General features: G+C 60.0%; 27 protein-coding genes. 15 read left to right on the plus strand and 12 right to left on the minus strand.

What is annotated here, in order from left to right; translation table 11 throughout:
- The first annotated feature begins 24 nt into the window (after nt 1-24).
- The 3 genes from J5M72_RS06335 (at nt 25) to J5M72_RS06345 (ending at nt 2,848) form a co-directional block, all read left to right on the plus strand.
- Nucleotides 25-1,086 (plus strand): Gfo/Idh/MocA family oxidoreductase, encoded by a 1,062-nt coding sequence (locus J5M72_RS06335; RefSeq protein WP_207864698.1) that lies wholly within the window; start codon nt 25-27, stop codon nt 1,084-1,086.
- A 2-nt stretch (nt 1,087-1,088) separates the two neighbouring features.
- Complete coding sequence (locus J5M72_RS06340) at nt 1,089-1,904, plus strand: sugar phosphate isomerase/epimerase (RefSeq protein ID WP_169432021.1); 816 nt, start codon at nt 1,089-1,091, stop codon at nt 1,902-1,904.
- Nucleotides 1,905-1,969: 65 nt separating this feature from the next.
- Nucleotides 1,970-2,848: a DMT family transporter gene (locus J5M72_RS06345; RefSeq protein WP_169432020.1), complete on the plus strand. Its 879-nt coding sequence runs from the start codon at nt 1,970-1,972 to the stop codon at nt 2,846-2,848.
- A gap of 42 nt (nt 2,849-2,890) precedes the next feature.
- On the opposite strand, the gene J5M72_RS06350 is transcribed toward J5M72_RS06345, so the two are convergent.
- Nucleotides 2,891-4,228, minus strand: a complete 1,338-nt coding sequence (locus J5M72_RS06350; RefSeq protein ID WP_169432019.1) for an MFS transporter — start codon at nt 4,226-4,228, stop codon at nt 2,891-2,893.
- Between the two features lie 273 nt (nt 4,229-4,501).
- Between J5M72_RS06350 and quiC the strand changes: the two genes are divergently transcribed.
- A complete protein-coding gene (gene quiC, locus J5M72_RS06355; RefSeq protein ID WP_207864700.1) occupies nt 4,502-6,403 on the plus strand; it encodes a 3-dehydroshikimate dehydratase QuiC in 1,902 nt (633 codons plus the stop codon).
- Between the two features lie 102 nt (nt 6,404-6,505).
- The gene (locus J5M72_RS06360; protein ID WP_169432017.1) at nt 6,506-7,183 is read left to right on the plus strand and encodes a TetR family transcriptional regulator; all 678 of its coding nucleotides are present in this window, start codon (nt 6,506-6,508) and stop codon (nt 7,181-7,183) included.
- Nucleotides 7,184-7,216: 33 nt separating this feature from the next.
- On the opposite strand, the gene J5M72_RS06365 is transcribed toward J5M72_RS06360, so the two are convergent.
- The 3 genes from J5M72_RS06365 to J5M72_RS06375 form a co-directional block, all read right to left on the minus strand.
- A complete protein-coding gene (locus tag J5M72_RS06365) occupies nt 7,217-8,071 on the minus strand; it encodes a shikimate dehydrogenase (RefSeq protein ID WP_207864704.1) in 855 nt (284 codons plus the stop codon).
- Between the two features lie 5 nt (nt 8,072-8,076).
- On the minus strand, nt 8,077-8,517 hold the full coding sequence (gene aroQ, locus J5M72_RS06370) for a type II 3-dehydroquinate dehydratase (RefSeq protein ID WP_011336043.1): 441 nt from the start codon (nt 8,515-8,517) through the stop codon (nt 8,077-8,079).
- Between the two features lie 142 nt (nt 8,518-8,659).
- A complete protein-coding gene (locus J5M72_RS06375; RefSeq protein ID WP_207864706.1) occupies nt 8,660-9,571 on the minus strand; it encodes a LysR family transcriptional regulator in 912 nt (303 codons plus the stop codon).
- A gap of 204 nt (nt 9,572-9,775) precedes the next feature.
- Between J5M72_RS06375 and J5M72_RS06380 the strand changes: the two genes are divergently transcribed.
- Nucleotides 9,776-10,204, plus strand: coding sequence for a hypothetical protein (locus J5M72_RS06380; protein WP_039771768.1), 429 nt, complete (start codon nt 9,776-9,778; stop codon nt 10,202-10,204).
- Entirely contained in the window at nt 10,201-10,647 is a 447-nt protein-coding gene (locus tag J5M72_RS06385; RefSeq protein ID WP_207864708.1) for a hypothetical protein, read from the plus strand. Before J5M72_RS06380 ends, J5M72_RS06385 begins: the two co-directional genes overlap by 4 nt.
- 55 nt (nt 10,648-10,702) lie before the next feature.
- Here J5M72_RS06385 and trmA read toward each other — a convergent pair whose 3' ends face one another.
- Together trmA and J5M72_RS06395 are read right to left on the minus strand one after the other, a co-directional pair.
- Complete coding sequence (gene trmA, locus J5M72_RS06390) at nt 10,703-11,782, minus strand: tRNA (uridine(54)-C5)-methyltransferase TrmA (protein ID WP_207864710.1); 1,080 nt, start codon at nt 11,780-11,782, stop codon at nt 10,703-10,705.
- Nucleotides 11,779-13,074, minus strand: a complete 1,296-nt coding sequence (locus J5M72_RS06395; RefSeq protein ID WP_207864712.1) for an NCS2 family permease — start codon at nt 13,072-13,074, stop codon at nt 11,779-11,781. Before J5M72_RS06395 ends, trmA begins: the two co-directional genes overlap by 4 nt.
- A gap of 220 nt (nt 13,075-13,294) precedes the next feature.
- Between J5M72_RS06395 and J5M72_RS06400 the strand changes: the two genes are divergently transcribed.
- A complete protein-coding gene (locus J5M72_RS06400) occupies nt 13,295-13,744 on the plus strand; it encodes a DUF4879 domain-containing protein (RefSeq protein ID WP_169432010.1) in 450 nt (149 codons plus the stop codon).
- Between the two features lie 66 nt (nt 13,745-13,810).
- A complete protein-coding gene (locus J5M72_RS06405) occupies nt 13,811-14,362 on the plus strand; it encodes a DJ-1 family glyoxalase III (protein ID WP_207864714.1) in 552 nt (183 codons plus the stop codon).
- A gap of 5 nt (nt 14,363-14,367) precedes the next feature.
- Here the strand turns inward: J5M72_RS06405 and J5M72_RS06410 are convergent, their stop codons facing one another.
- From J5M72_RS06410 to J5M72_RS06420, 3 genes are all read right to left on the minus strand, one after another.
- Nucleotides 14,368-14,655: a HigA family addiction module antitoxin gene (locus J5M72_RS06410; RefSeq protein WP_045121630.1), complete on the minus strand. Its 288-nt coding sequence runs from the start codon at nt 14,653-14,655 to the stop codon at nt 14,368-14,370.
- Nucleotides 14,656-14,669: 14 nt separating this feature from the next.
- Nucleotides 14,670-14,948, minus strand: a complete 279-nt coding sequence (locus tag J5M72_RS06415) for a type II toxin-antitoxin system RelE/ParE family toxin (RefSeq protein ID WP_085747693.1) — start codon at nt 14,946-14,948, stop codon at nt 14,670-14,672.
- A gap of 106 nt (nt 14,949-15,054) precedes the next feature.
- The gene (locus tag J5M72_RS06420) at nt 15,055-16,293 is read right to left on the minus strand and encodes an MFS transporter (protein WP_207864716.1); all 1,239 of its coding nucleotides are present in this window, start codon (nt 16,291-16,293) and stop codon (nt 15,055-15,057) included.
- A 400-nt stretch (nt 16,294-16,693) separates the two neighbouring features.
- Here J5M72_RS06420 and J5M72_RS06425 point away from each other — a divergent pair, with 400 nt between their 5' ends.
- The 3 genes from J5M72_RS06425 to J5M72_RS06435 are packed head-to-tail and all read left to right on the plus strand — an operon-like array spanning nt 16,694 to nt 19,366.
- Complete coding sequence (locus J5M72_RS06425) at nt 16,694-18,130, plus strand: cytochrome ubiquinol oxidase subunit I (protein WP_169432007.1); 1,437 nt, start codon at nt 16,694-16,696, stop codon at nt 18,128-18,130.
- A gap of 3 nt (nt 18,131-18,133) precedes the next feature.
- Complete coding sequence (cydB, locus tag J5M72_RS06430) at nt 18,134-19,141, plus strand: cytochrome d ubiquinol oxidase subunit II (RefSeq protein WP_169432006.1); 1,008 nt, start codon at nt 18,134-18,136, stop codon at nt 19,139-19,141.
- Nucleotides 19,142-19,198: 57 nt separating this feature from the next.
- Complete coding sequence (locus tag J5M72_RS06435) at nt 19,199-19,366, plus strand: DUF2474 domain-containing protein (RefSeq protein ID WP_207864718.1); 168 nt, start codon at nt 19,199-19,201, stop codon at nt 19,364-19,366.
- A gap of 69 nt (nt 19,367-19,435) precedes the next feature.
- Here the strand turns inward: J5M72_RS06435 and J5M72_RS06440 are convergent, their stop codons facing one another.
- A complete protein-coding gene (locus J5M72_RS06440; protein WP_207864720.1) occupies nt 19,436-20,560 on the minus strand; it encodes a class I SAM-dependent methyltransferase in 1,125 nt (374 codons plus the stop codon).
- Nucleotides 20,561-20,725: 165 nt separating this feature from the next.
- Nucleotides 20,726-21,439, minus strand: a complete 714-nt coding sequence (locus tag J5M72_RS06445) for an autoinducer binding domain-containing protein (RefSeq protein WP_207864722.1) — start codon at nt 21,437-21,439, stop codon at nt 20,726-20,728.
- A 294-nt stretch (nt 21,440-21,733) separates the two neighbouring features.
- Here J5M72_RS06445 and J5M72_RS06450 point away from each other — a divergent pair, with 294 nt between their 5' ends.
- Nucleotides 21,734-22,510 carry a ferredoxin--NADP reductase gene (locus J5M72_RS06450; protein WP_207864723.1) on the plus strand — a complete coding sequence of 259 codons (777 nt, stop codon included), beginning with the start codon at nt 21,734-21,736 and terminating at the stop codon, nt 22,508-22,510.
- Between the two features lie 32 nt (nt 22,511-22,542).
- Here J5M72_RS06450 and mscL read toward each other — a convergent pair whose 3' ends face one another.
- Nucleotides 22,543-22,956, minus strand: coding sequence for a large-conductance mechanosensitive channel protein MscL (gene mscL / locus J5M72_RS06455; RefSeq protein WP_102354481.1), 414 nt, complete (start codon nt 22,954-22,956; stop codon nt 22,543-22,545).
- 285 nt (nt 22,957-23,241) lie between these two features.
- Between mscL and katB the strand changes: the two genes are divergently transcribed.
- Together katB and J5M72_RS06465 are read left to right on the plus strand one after the other, a co-directional pair.
- Complete coding sequence (gene katB, locus J5M72_RS06460) at nt 23,242-24,783, plus strand: catalase KatB (RefSeq protein ID WP_207864726.1); 1,542 nt, start codon at nt 23,242-23,244, stop codon at nt 24,781-24,783.
- A 51-nt stretch (nt 24,784-24,834) separates the two neighbouring features.
- Complete coding sequence (locus J5M72_RS06465; RefSeq protein WP_207864728.1) at nt 24,835-25,380, plus strand: ankyrin repeat domain-containing protein; 546 nt, start codon at nt 24,835-24,837, stop codon at nt 25,378-25,380.
- The last annotated feature ends 23 nt before the right edge of the window (nt 25,381-25,403 follow it).

Below are 25,403 nucleotides of genomic sequence, written 5' to 3' on the forward strand. Positions count from 1 at the left end.
CAACAATCACAAGAGGATCGCACCTTGAACCCGCCCCTTCGCATCGCCTTGATCGGCGCCGGTAGTATGGGCCAGCAACATTACCGGCACCTGAAACATCTCACTGAGGCCACGTTATGCGCCGTGGCCGATCCCGGCCTTCAGGCACCGGCCCTGGCGGCGGAGTGGGGTGTGGCGCATTTCGCCGATCACCGTCAGATGCTGGAACAGAACCGGCCAGACGCAGTCGTCGTCGCCAATCCGAATAATCAGCACGTCAGCACCGCACTGGATTGCCTGGCCGCTGGTGTTCCGGTGTTGCTGGAAAAACCGGTGGGTGTGCATCTGGATGAGGCGCGGGAGCTGGTGGCAGCGGTGAAGCGTAGCGGCGTGCCGGTGTTGGTTGGCCATCATCGGCGGCACAATCCGTTGATCGTGCGGGCCCATGAACTGGTCAAGGGCGGAGCATTGGGGCGGCTGACGCTGGTGACTGCGTTGTTCCAGTTGCGCAAACCCGACCACTATTTTGAAACCGCGTGGCGGCGCGAAGCCGGTGCCGGACTGCTGCTGACCAATCTGATTCACGACCTCGATCTGCTGCGTCATCTGTGCGGAGAAGTACGTTCGGTGCAGGCAATCACCGACCGTTCGGTGCGCGGTTTTGCCAATGAAGACAGCGCGGCAATCCTGCTGCAGTTCGATGGCGGAACGCTGGGCACCCTGACCGGTTCCGATGCGGTGGCGGCGCCGTGGAGCTGGGAGTTGAACTCCGGGGAGAATCCGGTCTATCCGTGCCATGCCGAACAGCCTTGTTACTTGCTGGCGGGAACGGCCGGGGCCTTGAGCATTCCGCAACTCAAGCGCTGGCATTACCACCCCGATCAGGTGGACGCCGGTTGGCACGAGCTGTTGCTGGCGGTCGATGAACCGTTCACGCCTGACGAAGCCCTGCGGTTGCAATTGCAGCATTTCGTCCGCGTCGCACGCCGGGAAGTCGAACCGCTGGTGAGTGCCGCCGACGCCGCCCGCACGCTGGCGCTGGTCGAGGCTATCCGTGGAGCAGCGGCCAGCGGTCGCGCCACCGAACCTGCGCAGATCGAGGCCTGAACATGAGCGAACGAATTCTGTCCCTGGCCAGCCTGACCGTGCTGGAGTTGTCGCCACCCGAGATGGTCGAGGTCGCCGCCCGTGCCGGATACAGCCATGTCGGCTTGCGTCTGGAGCCGGCGACGGCCGAGGAATATCACTTTCCGTTGGTAGCCGATGGCGATTTGCGGCGTCAGACACTGGCGCGTTTGCGTGACACCGGAATCGGCGTGCTCGACGTGGAAATCCTGCGTCTGAAACCGCACACGGTGGTGGCGGATTTCGAGCCACTGCTCAGCGTCGGCGCGGAGTTCGGTGCCAGTGAATTGCTGGTCGCCGGAAACGATCCTGACGAGCAGCGGCTCACCGATAATTTTGCGGCACTCTGCGATCGGGCGGCACCCTACGGTTTGCATCCGCATCTGGAGTTCATGCCGTGGACCGATGCACGCAATCTTGAGCAGGCGTTGCGCATCGTCGACAACGCCGGGCGCGAAAACGGTGCGGTGCTGGTCGATGCGTTTCACTTCGACCGTTCCGGATCGCGGCTGGAAGATCTGACCGGTGTGCCGTCCTCACGGCTGCGCTACGCACAGTTGTGCGATGTTGCCGGGCCGAGGCCGACGGACATGGCCGAGATCTTGCGTCAGGCCCGCAATGAACGACGGTTTCCTGGCGAGGGGGATTGTGACTTGAGCGGCTTATTGCGCTGCCTTCCGGCTAACCTTCCCCTGAGTCTGGAAATTCCCACGGTCAAATTGCTGGAGCAGGGCGTGAGTGGATTGCAGCGGGCGCAAATGGCGATCGACCGGACACGGGAATTGTTGGCCCGGCTTTAAGTCTGCTTCAAGGGGCGAGGCGCACGCGTCCTCGTCACCGTTTATTTTTCATTCAGAGAGAGCCCATGACCGTCAGCACCCCGCTTTCCGGCGTCAACCAACCCTTCAAGGGGATCTTGCTGATTGTCGTGGCAACCTTCCTGTTCTCCAGTCACGACGCGCTGTCGAAATACCTTTCGGGTTTTTATCCGATCGTCATGGTGGTGTGGGCGCGGTATCTGGTGCACACGCTGCTGATGGCGGGGATTTTCCTGCCGCAGTCCGGACTGCGCGTGCTGCGCACCAAGCGTCCGTTGTGGCAGTTGGCGCGGGCGTTGTGCCTGTTGGGCACCAGCCTGTTTTTCACCACGGCGTTGCTGTACATCCCGCTGGCCGAGGCCACGGCGGTCAACTTTCTTGCGCCGGTGCTGGTGACGGCGCTGTCGGTGCCGCTGCTCAAGGAGCGGGTGACGCGCGGTCAGTGGATCGCGGTGGTGTGCGGGTTCATCGGTGTGCTGATCATCGTCCATCCGGGCGGTGACCTGTTCACCCCGGCGATTCTCCTGCCGTTCTGTTCGGCGCTGTTTTTCTGCTTCTATCAGTTGCTGACCCGCAAGCTCAGCGAGGTCGACAGCCCGACCACCAGCAATTTTTTCGCCGGGTTGTGCAACACGCTGGTGATGAGTGCGCTGGTGCCGTTCTTCTGGCAGGTGCCGAGTCTGGGGCATGCGTTGTTGATGCTGGCGCTGGGCAGTTGCGGGATGACCGCGCACCTGTTTCTGACACAGGCGTTCCGCCATGCCGCGCCGGCGTTGCTGGCGCCGTTCGGTTATTGCCAGATTGTGTTTGCAGGGTTGCTGGGCTGGTTGCTGTTTGCTCACACGCCGACCCTGATGACAGTGATCGGAATTGCGGTGATCTGTTGCAGCGGACTGGCGGCAGCGTGGCAGCAGAGCCGGCGCTGAAGACGTGACCGGCCTGAAATCAGGCCGGTCGGTGCAGGAAAGTTATTCGGTGATGGTAGGAATCTTGCGCGGCGCCATGAAGTACATCCAGGTCAGTGCGATGAAGTACATCGCCGGAATCAGGGTGAACAGCACGGTGTAGTTGTTGTTGGTGACAGTCAGGATATGGCCGACGATCTGGGTCATGAACATCCCGCCGATCGCCGCGCACATGCCGCCGAAACCGAACACCGTGCTCATCATGTGCTTGGGTGTGTAGTCCATCACCAGGCTCCAGATGTTGGCGGTCCAGGCCTGATGCGCGCCGATGGCCAGGGAGATGGCGGCGACGGCGATCCACAGGTTGGCGGAGCCGGCGGCCATGACCACGCCGATGATGCAGCAGGCGAACAGGAACATCGACAGCAGCCGCGCCTTGATCGAGTTCATGCCGCGACCGATCAGGAACGAAGACAGAATCCCGCCGCCCACGCTGCCGAAGTCGGCGGTGACGTAGATGATGATCAGCGGAATGCCCATCTGGGTAACGTTGATGCCCAGGTTGTATTGCTGATTGAGAAACGGCGGCAGCCAGTACAGGTAGAACCAGAACACCGGCGCAGTCAGCGAGTAGGCAAGGGCGAAGGCCCAGGTGCCGCGCATCCGCAGGATTTTCGAGAACGGTACGCGGGCCTGCTCCGGTTCGACTTCTTTCTGGATGTAGTCCAGTTCCGACTGTTTGACGCTCGGGTGATCTTCCGGGTTGAAATACTTAAGACCCCAGAACAGCAGCCAGATCCCGCCCAGTGCCGACATGCACAGGAACGCGGCTTGCCAGCCCCATACGTGAAGAATCAACGGCAGCAGCATCGGGGTGAACATCGCGCCGACGTTGGTGCCGGCGTTGAAGATGCCGGTGGCCACCGCGCGTTCACCGGCCGGGAACCACAGGCGTGTGGTCTTCACACAAGCCGGGTAGTTCGCCGCTTCAGTCAGGCCGAGGATGAACCGGCAAACCATGAAACCTACCGCCGAAGTTGCCAGACCGTGGGCGCCGGTGGCCAGGCTCCAGAGCAGCACCGCGCAGAAGAACACGCGTTTGACGCCGACCCGGTCGATCAGCCGCCCTTGCAGCACGAAACCGATCGCGTAGCCGACCTGAAACCAGAAGTTGATGTTGGCGTAGTCCATCGCCGTCCAGCTCATTTCCTTGGCGAGGATTGGCTGCATGACGCCGAGGGCGGCGCGGTCGATGTAATTGAGGGTGGTGGCGAAAAACACCAGCGCCAGCATGCCCCAACGGGTCTTGCCGACGGCCATGGCGCCGCGGATCTTGTCGCCGATGCCACCCGTGGCAGTGCTCATGGCCGGAGCCATGCGGGAAGTCTGTGAAGGAATCATGTGTTCCACCCGTTTTTGGATTTGTTATTTGGTGTGCTTTTTTTGTGCACGCTGCGACCGGTGGTTCAGTTCCGGACTCAAGGTGAAAGGGATGTTGGGCAGTGGACGAAAAATCGTCAATTCGCCAAACCGGCATTGTGTTCGATAATCGCACGCAAAACTAACCGGGTAGTACAGTTTAAATTGCTCAATGAAAAACCGGGACCAATAATTCGCTCATCTTATAAAAGCGGCGCAATCCCCGTAGCCGACGTCTCCACCGGGAGTTGAAACATGCAGCGATCCATTGCCACCGTTTCCTTGAGCGGAACCCTGCCGGAAAAGCTCGAAGCCATTGCCGCCGCCGGGTTTGACGGGGTGGAGATTTTCGAGAACGACCTTCTGTATTACGACGGCAGTCCCCGGGAAATCAGGCAGATGTGCGCCGACCTCGGGATTGCCATCACCCTGTTCCAGCCGTTCCGCGATTTCGAAGGCTGCCGCCGCGATCGTCTGGAGCGCAACCTGGAGCGGGCCGAGCGCAAGTTTGACCTGATGCAGGAACTGGGCACCGACCTGGTGCTGGTCTGCAGCAATGCCTCGCCAGACAGTGTCGGCGACCAGCAGATCCTGATTGATGACCTGCGCCTGCTGGCTGAGCGCGCCGGCGCCCGTGGCTTGCGCATCGGTTATGAAGCGCTGGCCTGGGGCCGCCATGTGAACACGTATCAACAGGTCTGGGACATCGTGCGTCAGGCCGATCACCCGGCCCTCGGCGTGTTGCTCGACAGCTTCCACACCCTGTCGCTCAAGGGCGATCCACGGGCGATTGCCGAGATTCCCGGCGACAAGATCTTCTTCGTGCAGATGGCTGACGCGCCGATCCTGGCGATGGATGTGCTGGAGTGGAGCCGGCATTTCCGCTGCTTCCCGGGGCAGGGCGAATTCGATCTGCCGGGTTTTCTCGCGCCGATTATCCAGAGCGGCTACACCGGGCCGCTGTCGCTGGAAATATTCAACGACGGCTTCCGCGCCGCACCGCCTCGGGCCAATGCGGCCGACGGTCTGCGTTCGCTGCTGTACCTGGAGGAGAAAACCCGCCAGCGTCTGGAGCAGGAAGTCCGCCCTGTGGATAACCGCGACATCCTCTTCGAGACGCCGAAGGCCAGCGAATACAACGGCATCGAGTTTCTTGAGTTCGCGGTGGATGAAAGCCTGGGTGCCAAGCTGTCGAACTGGCTGGAACGGCTGGGTTTCGTCAAGGCCGGCCAGCATCGCTCCAAGAGCGTCAGCCTGTTGCGTCAGGGCGATATCAACCTGATCCTCAACTCTGAACCCTATTCGTTCGGCCACAGCTTTTTCGAAGCCCACGGCCCGTCGCTGTGCGCCACTGCCGTACGGGTCAAGGACAGTGCCAGTGCGCTGGCCCGCGCCGTCGCCTATAAAGGTCAGCCGTATCGCGGGCTGGTCGGCCCCAATGAACTGGAGTTGGCAGCGGTGCGGGCGCCGGATGGCAGCCTGATTTATCTGGTGGATGAAGAGGCGGATGTCTACGGCACCGATTTCAATCTTCTGCCGGATGCTGTGGCTCGCGGCGGTCTCAAACGCATCGATCACATGGCCATGGCGCTGCCGGCAGACAGCCTCGACAGCTGGGTGCTGTTCTACAAGAGCCTGCTGGATTTCGAGGCCGATGACGAGGTGGTGCTGCCGGATCCGTACGGTCTGGTGAAGAGTCGCGCGCTGCGTAGCCGCGACAGTTCGATCCGTCTGCCGCTGAACATTTCCGAGAACCGCAACACCGCGATCTCACACGCGCTGTCGAGTTATCGCGGTTCCGGGGTGCATCACATTGCCTTCGATTGTGACGATATCTTCGCCGAGGTCAGCCGGGCGAAAGAAGCGGGTGTACCGCTGCTGGATATCCCGCTCAACTACTACGATGACCTCGCGGCGCGCTTCGATTTCGACGACGAATTCCTCAGCGAGCTGGCGTACTACAACGTGCTGTACGACCGCGATGCACAAGGTGGCGAGTTGTTCCACGTCTACACCGAGCCGTTCGAGGGGCGTTTCTTCTTCGAGATCATCCAGCGCAAGAACGGTTATGCCGGTTATGGCGCCGCCAACGTCGCGGTGCGGCTGGCTGCGATGGCCAAAGCACGCAGTGGTGCCGTTCGCCAGGCGAAGTTGTAGGAAATTCGTAAACGCGGGATTAAACACGGGCCGCGCGGCTTCCTTCACTGTGCCGCGCGGCCCATAATCGCCAGCCTGTGCAGTGATGGCCGTGAGCCCGCAATGACAATGACTTCAGAACTTTCCGCAGCCCCCGTTCTACCCGCGGTTGAGCCGCGCAAGAGTCGCAAGAACAACCCGGAAAAGACCCGCGAGAATATCCTGCAGGAGGCGATCGTCGAGTTCGTCCAGCAGGGTCTGTCCGGTGCTCGTGTCGACGCGATCGCCGAGCGCATTCACACCTCCAAGCGCATGATCTATTACTACTTCGGCAGCAAGGAGCAGTTGTACGTCGAGGTTCTGGAGAAGCTCTACGGCGATATCCGCAGCACCGAAAACCGTTTGCACCTGGCCGAACTGCCTCCGGTGGAGGCGATCCGCCGTCTGGTGGAGTTCACCTTCGATCACCACGACCGCAACGTCGATTTCGTGCGCATCGTCTGCATCGAAAACATCCATAACGCCGAGTACGTGAAGCGTTCCGACGCGATCAAGGCGATGAACAACACGATCCTCGATTCGCTGGGCGAGATCCTGGCGCGCGGTGCCGCTGAAGGTGTGTTCCGTGCCGGGCTCGACGCGCTGGACGTGCATCTGCTGATCAGTTCGTTCTGTTTCTATCGCGTATCCAACCGCCACACGTTCGGTGAGATCTTTCAGATCGACCTGCCGGATGAAACCATCAAGCAGCGTCATCGCGAGATGATTTGCGAGTCGGTGCTGCGTTACCTGCAAGCGTGACTGAAGTCGAGGGGGCGTCGCCCCCTCACGGTTTTACCCATTCATGCTTTGAAAATGCGCGAGCATTCGCTGCGCATCCGGCACCTTGCCGCTGAACAGCTCAAACGCCTTCACTGCCTGAAACACCGCCATATTGCCGCCATCCAGGGTTCGGCAACCCAGGGCGCGGGCGTTGCGCAGCAGTTCGGTTTCCAGCGGGAAATACACGATCTCCGCCACCCACAATTCTGGACGCAGCAATGCGGCCGGCACGGGCATGCCCGGCAGTTTGGCCATGCCCATCGGCGTGGTGTTCACCAGGCCATCGGCATGACTCAACGCGCTCGACAGATCGTGTCCGGCCACGGCCCGGCCCGCATCGAAATGTTGATTGAGGTTGTTCGCCAGGCTCTCGGCCCGTTCGACATCCACATCAAAAATGCTCAGTTGCTGTACGCCTTCGCTCAACAAGGCGTGGGCCACCGCCGCGCCTGCACCACCGGCGCCCATCTGGACCACACGTTCGCGGGCAACGTCTGGCAGCCCGCGACGAAATCCTTCGGCGAAACCCAGACAATCGGTGTTGTGGCCGACGCGTTTGCCGTCCTTCAGCACCACCGTGTTCACGGCGCCGATGCCCCGGGCTTCGGGTGAGAGCTCATCGAGCAGCGGGATGATTGCCTGCTTGCACGGAAAGGTGATGTTCAGGCCGGTGTAGTTCATTCGCTCGGCGGCCAGCAGCAGGTCGGGCAGGGCGCTGCTGTCCAGTTGCAGTTGATCGAGATCGATCAGCCGGTACAGGTAACGCAGTCCCTGTTCGTCGCCTTCATGTTCATGCAGCGCCGGAGTACGGGACGCCTGGATGCCGGCGCCGATCAGCCCGGCGAGTATCACGTTGTTGCGATTCATGCGGATCACCCCTTCAGCCGCTGGCTGAAATGTTCCAGGGCCAGGCGATAGCCGTGGCTGCCGAAGCCGCACATCACGGCTGTGGCGATGGCCGAGACGAACGAATGGTGACGGAACGGCTCGCGAGCGTGGACGTTGGACAGGTGGACTTCGATCACCGGCAATTCGCTGGCGACCAGGGCGTCGCGGATCGCTACCGAGGTGTGCGTCCAGGCAGCCGGATTGATCACGATGCCGGCGCAACGCTGGCGGGCGCCGTGAATCCAGTCGAGCAGTTCGCCTTCGTGGTTGGTCTGGCGAAACTCCACGGCCAGGCCGAATTCTTCGGCGGCGCGCCCGCACAGGGCAGAGATGTCGGCCAGGGTTTCGTGACCGTAGGTGGCCGGTTCACGGGTGCCGAGCAGGTTCAGGTTCGGGCCGTTGAGCACCAGAACGATAGGGGGCATGGGGGGCAAACTCCACTTATTGTTTTTGGCTTGGGCCGAGGGTTTCGGCTTGTGGAGTTAAATTGTACTAGCTGGTTACTTTAATCAATTGCTCTGCATCGACGGCCCGGTTTTGTGTGCGGTGATCGAACACTGGTGCAATTCAGTGCGGCAACTGCTCGACCAGAAAATCGATGAAAGCCCTGACGCGCAGTGGCATGTGGCGATTCTGCGGGTACAGCAACGTGAACGGTCGCGAGCGTCCGCTGTAAGGCTTGAGCACTTCCACCAGCGAGCCGTCGGCCAGTTCTTTTTCGACAATGAAGCGATAGGTCTGGAACAACCCGGCGCCATGTTTGGCCAGGGTCACGCCACCGAGCACGTCATCGGAGCAACAGAAATTGCCCTCGGCGAGGATTTCCCGTGGTGTCTCTTCATCGTAAAACAGCCAGGTGATACGCCGCCCGCTGCTGGGCAGTTCGTATTGAATGCATTCGTGCTGTTCGAGGTCTTCGAGGGTCTGCGGCGTGCCGGCGCGTTTGAGGTAGTCGGGGCTGGCGACCATCACCAGCGCCGCATCTTCCAGATGCCGGGCGATCAGGCCGGAATCGGGAATCGCTCGCACGCGGATCGCCATGTCGTAGCCCTCGCCGACGAAGTCGATGTTGCGATTGCTGATGTGCATGTCGACCTTCACCTGTGGGAAGCGCGCACGAAACGCGGGCAGTAGCGGCAGGATCCGATGATGGGCGTAAGTCGTGGGAATACTGATACGCAAGGTGCCGGACGGTTCCTGCTGCTGGCCCATGACTTCCCGTTGCGCCTCGACCAGTTGCGCCAGCGCCTGGCTGCATTCTTCGTAGTAGCGTCGGCCGCTGTCGGTCAGTTTCACGCTGCGGGTGGTGCGTGCAAACAGGCGTACACCCAGGCGTTCCTCCATGCGTGACACCGAGCGGCTCACCGCTGCCGGCGTCACCGAAGCCGCCTGCGCCGCGCCGGTGAAGCTGCCGCACTCGGCAGCCAGGCAAAACAACTCGATGCTGCCCAGCTGAAGATCGTCAAAGTGTCGCTGCATGATTGAGTACACCGGGGAATGAGTCTTCGTATGTAGCAAATGCGCGGGCGCTGCGAAAGAACTGCTTACCATTTTGCCCAGGGCTTTCCTGAATCCCGCACTAGGCTCGAAAACGTACTGACCATTTGAGGCAGCAATGCCGATGGTCGGAATTGTCAGGGAATGGCAGTTTTCGAAACTCTTTAACCTAACGGATGGGTTAGCATGAAAGTGTGCAGTTACAAGGGATTGTCGGTGGTGATCATGTTGCGAGACGAACATTGTCCGCCCCATGCGCACGTAGATTCAGGCGCATGGAGTGCCCGTTTCAAATTCAGCTTCTGGCACAACGGCGTGGAGTTATGGGATGTGGTGCCCCTGTCGCGTCGGCCACCGATTGCAGTGCTTGAGGGGCTGCGCCAATCGCTGCGTGAAACTGTTCATCTGCGGCGGGCCCGTCGAATTTGGTGGACTCGTCTGCAGACTGCCTGTCTCGATAACCAATGGTGGGACGGGGACTCGAACGAAGTGGCGGTCATGCGCGAAGTCACCGGAGCGACCTTCAGAATCGGATCGGCATATTACGAACCAGAAGAAAACAAAACCCTGCTGGCCCTGGTTGGTGCTCAGGAAGGTGTGGAGATCGAACTATGAAAACAGTAAAAGCCGGTTTGCATGCTGATCGACCGGTAACGGAAAAGCGCCTCGATGAAGCTGTTGAGCGGGGAGGGCTGCGCCGACGCAGCAGCCTGCAAGCCGTGTCGGTGGCCTTTCAGAAACCATGCCTGGTGATTCACTTCGAGGACGACAGCGGCGTATTGCTGCCGGTGAATCTCTACCGGGAGTTCGATGATTTCGAACCTGAAGACTTCAACGGGTTGAACGTCGGCTTTGCCGGCACCGCGCTCTGCCACGACGGCAAGGACCTGCAGATTTCCATCGCCGGCATGATCTCGGCCAGTCAGCCCTTGATGGCCATGGCCGCCTCGGTGATCGCTTCGCGCAACGGTCGCCAGAGCAGCACTGCGAAAGCTGAAGCTGCCCGGGCCAACGGCAGGAAGGGTGGGCGCCCGCGCAAGATTGATCCTGCGTCATGAACAGGCACAAAAAAGCCGTCGGTCAGGACGGCTTTCTTGTCTCTGGCATCTGCCGTCAACGGCGAGTCAGCAACACGCCGGATTCCATGTGGTGGGTCCACGGGAACTGGTCGAACAACGCACAGCGGGTGATGCGGTGCGTGTCGTGCAGTTGGGCGATGTTGGCCGCCAGGGTCTCCGGGTTGCAGGAGATGTACAGGATATTGTCGAAGCGACGGGTCAGTTCGCAGGTGTCCGGGTCCATGCCGGCCCGTGGCGGGTCGACGAACACGCTGCCGAATTCGTAGCTTTTCAGGTCGATGCCGTGCAGGCGGCGGAACGGGCGAACTTCGTTCAGGGCTTCGGTCAGCTCTTCGGCGGACAGACGTACCAGGGTGACGTTATCCACAGCGTTTTCGGCCAGGTTGCTCAGTGCGGCATTGACCGAGGTCTTGCTGATTTCGGTGGCCAGCACTTTGCGCACGCGGGTTGCCAGTGGCAGGGTGAAGTTGCCGTTGCCGCAGTACAGCTCCAGCAGATCGTCGCTGCGATCGCCCAGTGCTTCGTATGCCCAGTTGAGCATCTTCTGGTTCACGGTGCCGTTGGGCTGGGTGAACGCGCCTTCCGGCTGACGATAGCTGAACGTGCGGCCGCCGACGTCGAGCTTCTCGACCACGTAATCGAGGCCGAGCACTTCGCGTTTGCCCTTGGAGCGGCCAATGATGCTGACGCCCAGATCCGCCGACAGCTGGGTGGCCGCCGCGTGCCAGTGCTCATCCAGCGGACGGTGATAGCACAGGGTGATCATCGCGTCGCCGGCCAGGGTGGTCAGAAACTCCACCTGAAACAGCTTGTGGCTCAGCGCCGCGCTGGCTTGCCAGGCCGCTTTCAATTGCGGCATCAGCTGGTTGATGCGCAGGCTGGCGATCGGGAACTCTTCGATCAGGATCGGCGTGCGTTTGTCGTCCTGGGAGAACATCGCGTAATGCCGTTCACCGGCCTCGCGCCACAGGCGGAATTCGGCGCGCAGACGGAAGTTCTGCAGCGGCGAGTCGAACACCGTTGGCTCCGGTGCATCGAACGGGGCCAGCAGGTCACGCAGGCGCGTGACCTTGTCTTCGAGTTGTGTGGTGTAGGCCTGGGAATCAAAAGTCATGCGTTGAACCAACCCAGCTTGATCACGAACAGAATCGACAGGATCACCAGCGCCGGGTTCAGCTCACGGGCGCGGCCGGACAGCAGTTTGATCGCAGTCCAGGCGATGAAGCCGAAGGCGATGCCGTTGGCGATGGAATAGGTGAATGGCATCGCCAGGGCGGTGACCACGACCGGCGCGGCGACAGTGATGTCTTCCCAGTCTATTTCCGCCAGGCCCGAAGTCATCAGCACGGCGACGAACAGCAGTGCCGGCGCGGTGGCGAAGGCCGGAACACTCGATGCCAGTGGCGAGAAGAACAACGCCAGCAGGAACAGAATCGCAACGACGACGGCGGTCAGGCCGGTGCGGCCCCCGGCACTGACGCCCGCAGCGGATTCGATGTAGCTGGTGGTGGTCGATGTGCCCAGCAGCGAACCGGCCATGGCCGCGGTGCTGTCGGCGATCAGCGCACGGCCCATTTTCGGCATGTGGCCATCCTTGCCCATCAGGCCGGCGCGCTTGGCGACGCCGATCAGGGTGCCGGAGTTGTCGAACAGGTCGACGAACAGGAAGGCGAAGATCACGCTGACCAGCCCGATGTCCAGCGCGCCTTTGATGTCCAGTTGCAGGAAGGTCGGGGCCAGCGAAGGTGGCATCGACGTCACGCCGCCGAACGGGGTGAAGCCCATCACGATCGAGACAATGGTCACTGCGAGGATGCCGATCAGCACCGCGCCACGCACTTTCAGGGCTTCAAGGGCAACGATCAGGGCGAAACCGAGAGTCGCCAGGATCGGTGCCGGTTGCTTCAGATCACCGAGGCCAACCATGGTCGCCGGGTTGCTGACCACGATGCCGGCGTTGTGCAGAGCGATCAGTGCCAGGAACAGACCGATACCGGCAGCAATCGCCGAACGCAGCGGCAGCGGAATGCTGTTGATGATCCATTCACGGATGCGGAAGATCGACAGCAGGAAGAAGCACACGGCTGAAATGAACACCGCGCCCAGCGCTACCTGCCAGGTGTGGCCCATGTGCAACACGACGGTGTAGGTAAAGAAGGCGTTCAGACCCATGCCAGGCGCAAGGGCGATCGGGTAGTTGGCGATCAGGCCCATGACCGTGGAGCCGATGGCGGCTGCCAGACACGTGGCGACGAACACCGCGCCCTTGTCCATGCCGGTCTCGCCGAGGATGCTCGGGTTGACGAACAGAATGTAGGCCATGGCCAGGAAGGTCGTGACGCCCGCCAGAATCTCGGTCCGCACGTTGGTGTTGTGTGCCTTGAGTTGAAACAGCCTTTCCAGCATGTCTGCTCCCCGTGGCGCGCGTGGCGCCGTGAATGTATCGACCTCAACAGCAAAGCACAGACCGTCGCAAGCGCCTGGAAAATTGTGGTGGGCCGGAAAAAGCCGCGCATCATACCAGCAGCGTGAGGAATATGGCGGATGTTGGTATCGATCGTCGGCGAAGTTTTGCACCACGGCCAAGTACGCCATACTGCGCGCTGTTTTTTCGGGGATGGATCGCATGAGCAAGGGTTGGATGAAGACCGCTGGACTGATGGCCTTGCTGCTGGCCGGTGTACCGGCGGCACTCGCGGCGTCGGCACCGCCATTGAGCGAGGTGAAAGTCATCAAGGTTCAGTCGGCGTCCTGCGGGCTCGAAGACATTACCGATGGTCAGGTGCAGACCCGCTGCGATCACAGCGCGCCGGGCATCAAGGTTTATGTGCTGGAAATCGGCTATGGCCAGAGCCAGCCGCAAGCGGCACTGGACGGCTTTGAAGTGAACGGCACGCGAAGCCCGGTGTGTGCCTTTGATAACGGCAATCTGACCGAGTGCACGCCCGGCAGCAAAACCGTCGGCTCGCTGTATACCTTCGATCTGGCGGCCCGTCAGGAAGGCACCTTTACCTTCAGCAATACATCGATCAACGCCCCGCGCAACACGATGTCGACCCAGCTTTACATCAAGTAACGGCTGCCGCGAACAGGGCAGGGCAAAGCTGACTACGCTTTAAAGATCACCCAGCGGAAAGCGCCCATGACCTTTAGAGCCCTGATTACCCTCGCCGAGGGCATCGATGATCTGCAAAGCGTGACCCTGATCGACGTGCTGCGCCGGGCCGGCGTCGAAGTAGTAGCGGCCAGCATTGAGGGCCGGCGCATGCTGACCTGCGCCCGAGGCACACGGCTGACCGCCGACGGCATGCTCATTGATGTGCTGGCCCAGACCTTCGACCTGATCGTCCTGCCCGGCGGAGCGGTCGGCGCACAACACCTTGCCGCGCACCAGCCCTTGCAACAATTGCTCAAGGACCAGGCCAGTGCCGGACGCCTGTTCGCCGCCATCGCCGAAGCCCCGGCGGTTGCGCTGCAAAGCTTCGGTGTATTACGTCAACGCCGGATGACCTGCCTGCCCACAGCCAGCCATCAATTGTCCGGTTGTACCTTTGTCGATCAACCGGTGGTGGTCGACGGCAATTGCATCACCGCCCAGGGCTCCGGCGCCGCGCTTGCGTTTGCGCTGGCACTGGTCGAGCAACTGGCGGGCAAGGCCGTCAGAGCGAAGGTAGCGGGGGAGTTGCTGGCCTGAGAAGGTCAGGCGTGAGCAGCGATTGGTTGAATGGCTGGCTGCTCACGGTGCTCGGCTTGCCAAAGGTCGTAATCGGTTTGAACGCCTAGCCACATGCGAGCCTTGCCAATCCCCGCGCGTTCCAGTCGCACGGCCAGATCCGGGCTGATCGGCGCATGCCCGTGCAAAACACGGGAAAGGTGAGGACGAGCGAATCCAAGATGCCGAGCCAATTCGGTCACGCTGATCCCAAGTTCCGGCAATACGTCCATCAGCAGTGTTTCACCGGGGTGTGGCGGGTTGTGCATAGGCATGAGCCTGCCTCCTGTCAGTGGTAATCCAGATAGTCGATCAGTTCGATATCCGAACCTGCAAATCGAAAGATAACCCGCCAGTTCCCGGACACACTGAGTGACCAGTACTCGCAAAGCTCCCCTTTCAGTGGATGCAGACGCCAACCGGGAAGGTCCAGATCCCCGGGAGCCGCTGCGCGATCCATGAACTGCAGCATGCGCGACAGCCGTTTAGCGTGATCGGCACGAATCCCGCGAGTCGAACCGGTTTCATAGAAGCCGCGAAGGCCTTTGTGCTGAAAGGATTTGATCATGCAGCGAGTGTAAGGCGATACATTACACTCAATGCGGTATCTATGTACCGCATCTTTTCTAGCTATTTGTGCTTTGGGGATGGCCCCGCTGGTGGAGCCCGTGTAGCTAGGCCTTCACCTCTTCCACCGGCACATGCATCCGGTCGCGATTGGCCAGGGTCGGGAACAGTTTGATCCAGGTTCCGGTCACCACCAGCGTGCCGACCCCGCCCATCACCACGGCTGGCACGGTGCCGAACCAGTGAGCGGTGAGGCCGGATTCGAATTCGCCCAACTGGTTCGAGGCGCCGATGAACAGGCCGTTCACCGCGCTGACCCGGCCGCGCATTTCGTCCGGGGTTTCCAGTTGCACGAACGAGGCGCGGATCACCATGCTGATCATGTCCGCCGCGCCCAGCACTACCAATACCGCCAGTGAGAACCAGAACGACGTCGACAGACCGAAAGCGATGGTAGCCACACCGAATACACCGACGGCAGTGAACATCACCCGTCCGACGTTTCGCTCGACGGCAAAGCGCGCCAGGAACAGCGACATCATCAACGCCCCGACCGCCGGCGCCGAACGCAGCAACCCCAGGCCCCATGGACCGGTCAGCAGAATGTCCTTGGCGAACACCGGCAACAATGCCGTAGCGCCACCGAGCAGCACCGCGAACAGGTCCAGCGAAATCGCCCCGAGAATGTCCGGGCGGCTGCGAATGAAACGGACCCCCGCCAACAACGAATCCAGTGTCGCCTTGCCTTTGTTCAGCGGGGTCTGTCGCGCGGGCAGATTGAGCATCAGTGTGCAGGCGATGATGTACAGAACGACGGTCGGGCCATACACCCAGACGCTGCCGAAGGCATAAAGCAGACCGCCAAGGGCCGGGGCGACGATGGTGGCCGATTGCTGCGCGGACTGTGCGGCGGCGACCGCCCGTGGGAACAGCGCACTGGGCACGATGCTCGGCAGCAGCGCCTGGGTGGTCGGCATCTCGAACGAGCGCGCGGCGCCCAGCAGGAACGCCAGGATAAAGATCATTTCCCGGGTGACCTGATCGGTAGCGCTGCCGATAGCCAGTGCCAGGGCGATCAAGGCCTGCAGCGACTGGCAGATCGCCGCGACCTTGCGCCGATCGTAGCGATCGGCAACGTGGCCGGTGTGCAGCATGAACAGTACCCGCGGCGCGAACTCCACCAACCCGACCAGCCCAAGATCGAGCACGTTGCCGGTCAGTTGATAGAGGTTCCAGCCGATCGCCACGGTGAGCATCTGGAAACCGCTGGCGGTGAAGATCCGGGCAAACCAGAACGCAAGAAAGGGACGGTGGTGGCGTAACAGCAAGGGCTCTTGGCTGGGCATCTGCGGGCCGGTCTTGATCGAGGGGAATCGCGAGATTATCACCAGTCTGTAACAGAAAGTTGCCATAACAAAAAAATTAGTTAGCCAGACATCGATTTTTCGGTATCCGGACACCAGATCTGGCCAAGGATGTATTTCGGGGCGTTGCCAGGCCTGTGAGGCAACTTGTCACGCGGCAAAAGACCACGCGGTTCCCCGTCGGAAATGGGACTACTCTTTCTACGTTGATTGATCCAGATCAAGACCCTCCGCGGAACTGATCGGTGATCCGTCGGCAGACTCCCTGCGTCGCGATGCCTGTAAAAAGAAGAACGAATCCGAGTTCGCCGCACTCCATACCCGTGGGGGCAGTGGTTCAAGGCCGCCAGCCTTGGAACCGTTATCTGATAGAGGAAAGCTTATGTTCGGTTTAGAGGCACTAGATCTCGCCCGAATCCAGTTCGCGTTCACCATCTCGTTCCATATCCTGTTCCCGGCAATCACCATCGGTCTTGCGAGCTATCTCGCGGTGCTGGAAGGCCTGTGGCTGAAAACCGGCAACGACACCTACCGCGATCTCTACCACTTCTGGTCGAAGATCTTTGCCGTCAACTTCGGCATGGGCGTGGTCTCGGGGCTGGTCATGGCCTACCAGTTCGGCACCAACTGGAGCCGCTTTTCGGACTTCGCAGGTTCCGTCACAGGGCCTTTGCTGACCTACGAGGTGCTCACGGCGTTCTTCCTTGAAGCCGGTTTCCTCGGAGTGATGCTCTTCGGCTGGAACAAGGTCGGACGCAAGCTGCACTTCTTCGCCACGGTCATGGTAGCCATCGGCACGCTGATTTCGACGTTCTGGATTCTTGCCTCCAACAGCTGGATGCAGACCCCGCAGGGCTTCGAGATCGTCAACGGCCAAGTGATCCCGACCGACTGGCTGGCAATCATCTTCAACCCGTCATTCCCCTATCGCCTGATGCACATGGCGACGGCGGCATTCGTCGCAACCGCGTTCTTCGTCGGTTCGTCGGCCGCCTGGCACCTGCTGCGTGGCAAGGACAACCCGGCGATCCGCACCATGCTGTCGATGGCAATGTGGATGGCGTTGATCGTCGCACCGATCCAGGCGGTCATCGGCGACTTCCACGGCCTCAACACCCTCAAGCACCAGCCGGCGAAAATCGCCGCGATCGAAGGTCACTGGGAAAACGTCGGTAACGAAGCGACGCCGCTGATCCTGTTCGGCTGGCCGGACATGAAGGAAGAAAAGACCAAATACGCCGTCGAGATCCCGTACCTCGGCAGCCTGATCCTGACCCACTCGCTGGACAAGCAAGTCCCGGCGCTCAAGGAATTCCCGCCTGAAGACCGGCCGAATTCGACCATCGTGTTCTGGTCGTTCCGGATCATGGTCGGCCTCGGCTTCCTGATGATCTTCACCGGTCTCTGGAGCCTGTGGCTGCGCAAGCGTGACACGCTCTACACGTCGCGGCCGTTCCTGTATCTGGCGTTGTGGATGGGGCCGTCCGGTCTGATCGCGATTCTGGCGGGCTGGTTCACCACTGAAATCGGTCGTCAGCCATGGGTGGTCTACGGGCTGATGCGCACGGCGGATGCGTCGTCCAACCACAGTTTCATGCAGATGAGCATCACGCTGATCATGTTCGTGGTGGTGTACTTCGCACTGTTCGGTGCGGGTTTGGGCTACATGATGCGTCTGGTGCGCAAAGGGCCGAAGACCGACGAGGGCAAGGAGACCAACGAGGGTGGTCCTGGCCAGAAACGCACGCCGGCCCGTCCGTTGTCCGCTGCCGACGACGATGGCGCCGAACACGACCGCAGCCTGACCAAGGAGATTTGAGTCATGGGTATTGATCTTCCGCTGATCTGGGCCGTGATCATCATCTTCGGGATCATGATGTACGTGGTCATGGACGGTTTCGACCTGGGGATCGGGATTCTCTTCCCGTTCATCCCCGGCAAGACCGACCGCGATGTGATGATGAACACCGTCGCCCCGGTGTGGGACGGTAATGAGACCTGGCTGGTACTGGGGGGCGCTGCATTGTTCGGCGCGTTCCCGCTGGCCTATTCGGTGGTGTTGTCGGCGCTGTATTTGCCGCTGATTTTCATGTTGATCGGGCTGATCTTCCGCGGTGTGGCGTTCGAGTTCCGCTTCAAGGCCAAGGATGACAAGCGTCACCTGTGGGACAAGGCGTTCATCGGTGGTTCGGTGGCGGCGACGTTCTTCCAGGGTGTGGCGCTCGGCGCGTTCATCGATGGTTTGCCGGTGGTCAACCGGCAATACGCCGGCGGTTCACTGGACTGGCTGACGCCGTTCACGCTGTTCTGCGGCGCTGCATTGGTGGTGGCTTACGCCTTGCTCGGCTGCACCTGGCTGATCATGAAGACCGAAGGCAAGCTGCAAGAGCAGATGCATGACCTGGCACGCCCGCTGGCCTTCGTGCTGCTGGCGGTGATCGGTGTCGTCAGCCTCTGGACGCCATTGGCCCACCCGGAAATCGCGACACGCTGGTTCAGCATGCCGAACCTGTTCTGGTTCATGCCGGTGCCGATTCTGGTGCTGGTGACGATGTACGGTCTGATTCGCGCAGTGGCACGCAATGCCAACTACATGCCGTTCCTGCTGACCCTGGTGCTGATTTTCCTCGGCTACAGCGGTCTGGGCATCAGCCTGTGGCCGAACATCGTACCGCCGTCGATCTCGATCTGGGACGCTGCCGCACCGCCGCAAAGTCAGGGTTTCATGCTGGTGGGCACGCTGTTCATCATCCCGTTCATCCTGGGTTACACCTTCTGGAGCTACTACGTGTTCCGCGGCAAGGTCACCCATGAAGACGGTTATCACTAGTGGTGATCACGATGGCGCCGGTAGCGGCGCCATCTCCCTCAACCGGAGGATGAAAGCATGACCGGCAAACATTCCCTGCACGACATTGAAGAAGCCGAAAAAAAGCCGCTGTGGCAGCGGCTCGGCTGGTTGGCGATGATCTGGGTCGCCAGCGTCGGAGCACTGTTCATCGTCGCCAGCCTGATGCGCATGTTCATGAACGCCGCAGGCCTGACCACGCACTGAGACTTCCCATCCCGCTGCCTTGCGGCACGGACTTTTGACCCTCCGACCGGAGGGTTTTTTTTGCCCGGATTATTTGCGCGCCTTGAGGATCACGAATTTCGGTGTGGCCGCGACCTGCTCGACACCCCGGAACAGCCGAGCCAGTTTGCTGTGATAACCCAGATGACGGTTACCGACAATGTACAGCGCACCACCGACCACCAGCGCTTCGCGGGCCTGCTGGAACATGCGCCAGGCGAGGAAGTCGCCGACCACCTGTTGCTGGTGGAACGGCGGGTTGCACAACACTACGTCCAGCGACTGCGCTTCCTGTCCGGCCAGGCCGTCACCGGCGCGCACGATTACATCCCGCTCGCCCAACGCCGCGCGCCAGTTTTCGGCAGCGGATTGCACGGCCATGAACGACTCGTCCACCAGCGTGTAATGCGCGTCGGGGTTTTGCAGGGCGCTGGCAATGGCCAGTACGCCATTGCCGCAGCCAAGATCCGCGACTCGCGCTGAGCCGAGGTTTTTCGGCAGGTGCGGAAGGAAGGCGCGGGTGCCGATGTCCAGCCCTTCACGGCAGAACACGTTGGCGTGGTTGAGCAGTTCGATGGCCGGCTCGTCGAGGCGATAGCGGGTCGGGTAGGGCGAGACGGCGGGTGCCTTGGTTTCGGGCGTGGCGATCAGCAAGCGTGCCTTCTTCACTGCCAGCGAAGCCTGAACCGGGCCGATGTAGCGTTCCAGCAAATCACCGGCGGCACGGGGCAAATGCTTGACCATCGCCGCTGCCACCACTTGCGCGCCGGGGGCCAGTTGGCCCTGCAAGCGAATCAGTTGCTCCTCCAGCAGCGCCAGGGTTTTCGGGACACGGATCAGCACCCGGTCAAATGGCCCGACCAGCGGCTCGCTGGCTGGCGTGCCGCGCAGTGCATCGAACGCCAGGCCATTGCGCAACAGGTTTTTTTCCAGGCCCTGAAACGCCAGGAACGAATCTCCGCTGGTGCTGACCTGCACTTTGCCTGAGAGGCTGATGGTCAGCGCTCCGAAACTGTCGTTGAGCACCAATACTCGGGTATCCGCCGGCAGATTCTGTTCGGCCAGATGATTGAGCAGGTATTCGTCGGCTGCGTCGAAGGCTTGCAGCGGTTCGTTCTGCTGTTCGGGCTGGCGGATCAGATCAAGCTGGGCGAAGGGCGTATCGAGCAAAGGCATGGGGCGGGGACTCTGGGTAATCAACGGGTGTACCGCGGCCCTGAGTGTCGTGCGGCGGAACCGTCCAGGTGAACAGCGGCGCGAAGTTTGGCGTCATCACTCAGGAAGGTCGTAAATGGTACTTTTTTTTCGACGGCATTACTTGGTTGTTTTTGGTGATCCCGACTAGATGATCCCCGCCTTGGCGGCGGCAATGACTGCAGAGATCTTGTTGCAGACGTTCATTTTCACGATCACGTTCTGCACGTGATAGTTCACGGTGCGCTCACTCAGGCTGAGGATTCTCGCGGTTTCATAAGCTGTCTTGCCACAGGCGCAGAGTTTCAGCACTTCGACCTCTCGTGCAGACAGGCGAGGCGGTCGAGCCTTCTCGGGCCGTGAAGGAAGCGTACTGGCGAAGAGTTCGCTCAGATGGCGGGTGACGTAGAGCATGTAGCCAAAATGCTCGTACAACTCGATCGAAGTGATCGGGCAGTGAGGCCGGGCCAGGCTGAGGATACTGCACAGACCGCTTTCTTCGTGATGAAAGGATTGCGACCAGCCGTGCTCCAGTCCCTGGTCCTTTAACGACTTCCACAACTGTGGTGTTTTTGAAAATAACTCTTTGCTCCAGGGAATGGGGAGCATTGAGCGAGTGCAGTGCGTGACTACCGGATCAAACTCCCAGTGGCTTTCCTCCTCATATTGTTTATTCCAGGCTAGAGGGTAGTTATTGAAGCGCAAGGGCTTTTGCAGTGTATTTCGATCAGGCGAAGTGATTGAAATGCCGCAGAACTGGAAGCCTATGTTTTTGGCAAATGTCAGCAGAATCGGGTAAGCAGTATCAATTCTCGTGGCAAATGTCAGCTGCTTTATCTGCGACTCCTTCCAAATTTCCATTTGAAGATTCTCCGATATTTTTCGCTGGGGTGCGATTTTGGATCCAATGCTCGTGCACGAAAACGAGTGTAGGACGCTTCCTACACAAGTGTTTGGAATTTTTCGCTCTTAGATAGGAGAAAATTAGTCGTTTGTGATTGGCCGCCTATTCATTATTAAATGCAGATCATAATTTCAAGAATTGAACTATGTCATTGTGCCAGTAGTTGTTTGCGTCATTAACCACTACAAATTGTCCGGTTTTTTATTGGGCTTTATTGCGGGACACTGCGACCTTGGCCCAGGGAGGTACCGATGACCGCCAGCGCAGAAAAAATCAGCCGCCAGACCTTGATCGATGTGCGACCACTGACGTCCAGCCTGTTTACATTGCGTACGACCCGAGACGCGGGCTTTCGCTTTCGTGCCGGACAGTTTGCCAGGCTTGGCGTGACCAAGGATGACGGCAGCACGGTTTGGCGGGCCTACTCCATGGTGTCTTCGCCGTTCGATGAGTTCCTTGAATTCTTTTCCATCGTGGTACCCGGCGGGGAGTTCACCAGTGAGCTGAGCCGGCTCAAGGCGGGCGATACATTGCTGGTGGATCGCCAGGCCTTCGGCTATCTGACGCTGGATCGTTTCATCGATGGCCGCGACCTCTGGCTGTTATCCACGGGCACCGGTGTGGCACCATTTCTGTCGATTTTGCAGGACTTCGAGGTCTGGGAAAGATTCGAGCGAATCATCCTGGTGTACAGCGTGCGGGAAGCCAGGGAGCTGGCTTATCAACAGCTGATCGACGAACTCACGCGGCGCGATTACCTGGCCGAATACGCGCACAAGTTTCAGTTCATCCCGGTCGTGACGCGTGAGTCGCATGCCGGTGCCCTGAACGGGCGTATCACCACCCTGATTGAAAACGGTGAGCTGGAGCGCGCGGCCGGGGTCAACCTTGATCCGCTCCATTCTCGGGTCATGCTGTGTGGCAATCCGCAGATGATCGATGACACTCGGGCCTTGCTCAAGCAGCGAGGCATGAGCCTCAGCCTGACCCGTCGGCCAGGGCAGGTGGCGGTGGAAAACTACTGGTAAAGAAACGGCACCCTCGGGTGCCGTTTCAGTCTTCAAGGCCGGTTGTTCTGGGCCTTGAGCAAGTCGCGTATCTCGCCCAGCAACTCTTCTTCCTTGGTCGGAACCGGTGGCAGGGTAGGTGCCACGGCCTCTTCGCGCTTCAGGCGGTTGATGGCTTTTACGCCCATGAAAATCGCGAACGCGACGATGACGAAGTCCAGAATGCTCTGAATGAACTTGCCGTAGGCCATCACGACCGCAGGGGCGCTGCCCTCGGCGGCTTTCAGGGTTATTGCCAGGTCACTGAAGTCCACCCCACCGATCAGCAGGCCGATTGGCGGCATGATCACGTCACCGACAAACGATGAAACGATTTTGCCGAAGGCCGCGCCGATGATGATACCGACGGCCATGTCGACCACATTGCCTTTGACCGCGAAGGCCTTGAACTCGCTAAGCACGCCCATAGTTATTTCCTTGTTACAGATGAGTTTGGTGTCAGCAGTGTAAATCAGCAAAACGCGTCGTGCGCGAAACACCTTCTTACAATGCCCGCATTTATCGACACATCGATTCGCCATTAGTTTGCAAAGTGCCACTAATCGCGCGCGAAATACGCTGCAAGCCGCTGATCTGGAAGAAAAATTAATCAATCATCGCGTTACGATCTTTCTATTTATGTTTGGCTGATCGAGCTTCTAGCCTCTGTCTGGCGCACCTGGATGCGCCTCAAAAAACAGAGGAGCCTGAAAATGAATTCCACTCTTGGCCTCGGGGCTGTTCCCCATCGCCGTACGTTTGGCGTACTCGCCGCCAGCCTGCTGACCTTTTCCGTGAACGCCGCGCCCCTGACCCGGGATAACGGTGCAGCGGTGGGCGACAACCAGAACTCGCAAACCGCCGGTGCCAACGGCCCGGTGCTGTTGCAGGACGTGCAACTGATCCAGAAGCTGCAGCGCTTCGACCGCGAGCGCATTCCCGAGCGCGTCGTGCATGCTCGTGGCACCGGTGCTCACGGCACGTTCACTGTAACCAACGATCTCAGCGATCTGAGCAAGGCCAAAGTGTTCGCCGCCGGGCAGGTAACGCCGGTGTTCGTGCGTTTTTCTGCTGTAGTGCACGGCAACCACTCCCCCGAAACCCTGCGCGACCCGCGGGGCTTCGCGACCAAGTTCTACACCGCCGACGGAAACTGGGATCTGGTGGGCAACAACTTTCCGACGTTCTTCATCCGTGATGCGATCAAGTTCCCGGACATGGTGCATGCGTTCAAGCCGGACCCGCGCACCAACCTTGATGATGACTCCCGTCGCTTCGATTTCTTCTCCCATGTCCCTGAGGCCACCCGTACTTTGACCGAGCTGTATTCCAACTCAGGGACGCCAGCCAGTTATCGGGAGATGGACGGTAATGGTGTACATGCCTACAAGTTGGTCAACGACAAGGGCGAAGTGCATTACGTGAAGTTTCACTGGAAAAGTTTGCAGGGGATCAGGAATCTCGATCCGCAACAAGTCGTAAAAGTTCAGGGTCAGGATTACAGTCATATGACCAATGACCTGGTAGCGAATATCAATAAAGGCAATTTTCCGAAGTGGGACTTGTACGTCCAAGTTCTGAATTCGCAAGATTTGTCCAAGTTTGATTTCGATCCATTGGATGCAACCAAGATCTGGCCCAATGTTCCTGAGCGAAAAGTTGGACAAATGGTGTTGAACCGTAACCCTTCGAATGTCTTCCAGGAAACTGAGCAAGTTGCCATGGCACCTGCCAATGTTGTTCCCGGTATCGAACCTTCGGAAGATCGCTTGTTACAAGGTCGAGTGTTCTCTTATGCCGATACTCAAATGTATCGCCTGGGTGCCAATGCCCTGCAATTACCCGTCAACGCTCCAAAAGTAGCGGTGAACAATGGTAATCAGGATGGGGCGATGAACTTCGGTGCCAGCAGCACGGGCGTTAACTACCAGCCGAGCCGTTTGCATCCGCGTGAGGAGCCACAAGGCGCACGGTATAGCCAGTCGTCCCTGCAAGGCAGCACTCAGCAGGCGAAGATCCAGCGCGAGCAGAACTTCAAGCAAGCCGGTGATCTGTATCGATCCTTCAGCAAGAAGGAACGTCAGGATCTGATCGAGAGCTTTGGCGGTTCGCTGGCGAGCACCGATGATGAAAGCAAGCACATCATCCTGTCCTTCCTCTACAAGGCCGATCCGGAGTATGGCGCCGGTGTGACCAAGGTGGCCAAGGGTGACCTTGGCCGGGTCAAGGCTTTGGCGGCAAAACTGGTCGACTGAGAAGCACCGCGAGGCCCGTGACGGGCCTCGCACCTTACAAGGAGGCGACTCATGCGCATTTATCTTTCGCTGTTGCTGGGCTGTCTGTCGTTCGCGGCCCTTGCAGCTCCGGCCGAACAGGATTCAGCGGCGCTCAAGGCGCAACTGCAGGACTACTATTTCAACGCTGCAAGGGAGGGGAATGTCGCCATGCTCGATACGTTTATCGAGGCAGGCTATTCGCTGGATACGCGCGATCCCAAGGGTTACACCGCACTGATGCTGGCGGCGTATCACGGCGAGGGCGAGGTTGTGGACAAGCTGCTGGCTGCCGGGGCCGATGCCTGTGCCCGGGATCAGCGTGGCAACACAGCTCTGATGGGGGCGATCTTCAAGGGAGAGGTACAGATTGCCCGGCGTCTGATGGCTACCCGGTGCAACCCGGATCAGCGTAATGATGCCGGCCAGACGGCGGCCATGTACGCCGGGCTGTTCAAGCGCGCGGAAATGCTCGAAGCCCTCAAGGCAAGAGGCGCCGATCTGAACGCAGAGGATCCGTTGGGCAACAGCGCCGCGCGTCTGGCCAGCGGGGAAATCCGTACCGCCGCGCCGCGCTGATCGGCGACAGCTGCGTTATCATC

This window comes from Pseudomonas sp. 58(2021) (genome assembly GCF_017491585.1).
Taxonomy (GTDB): Bacteria; Pseudomonadota; Gammaproteobacteria; order Pseudomonadales; family Pseudomonadaceae; genus Aquipseudomonas; species Aquipseudomonas fluorescens_BT.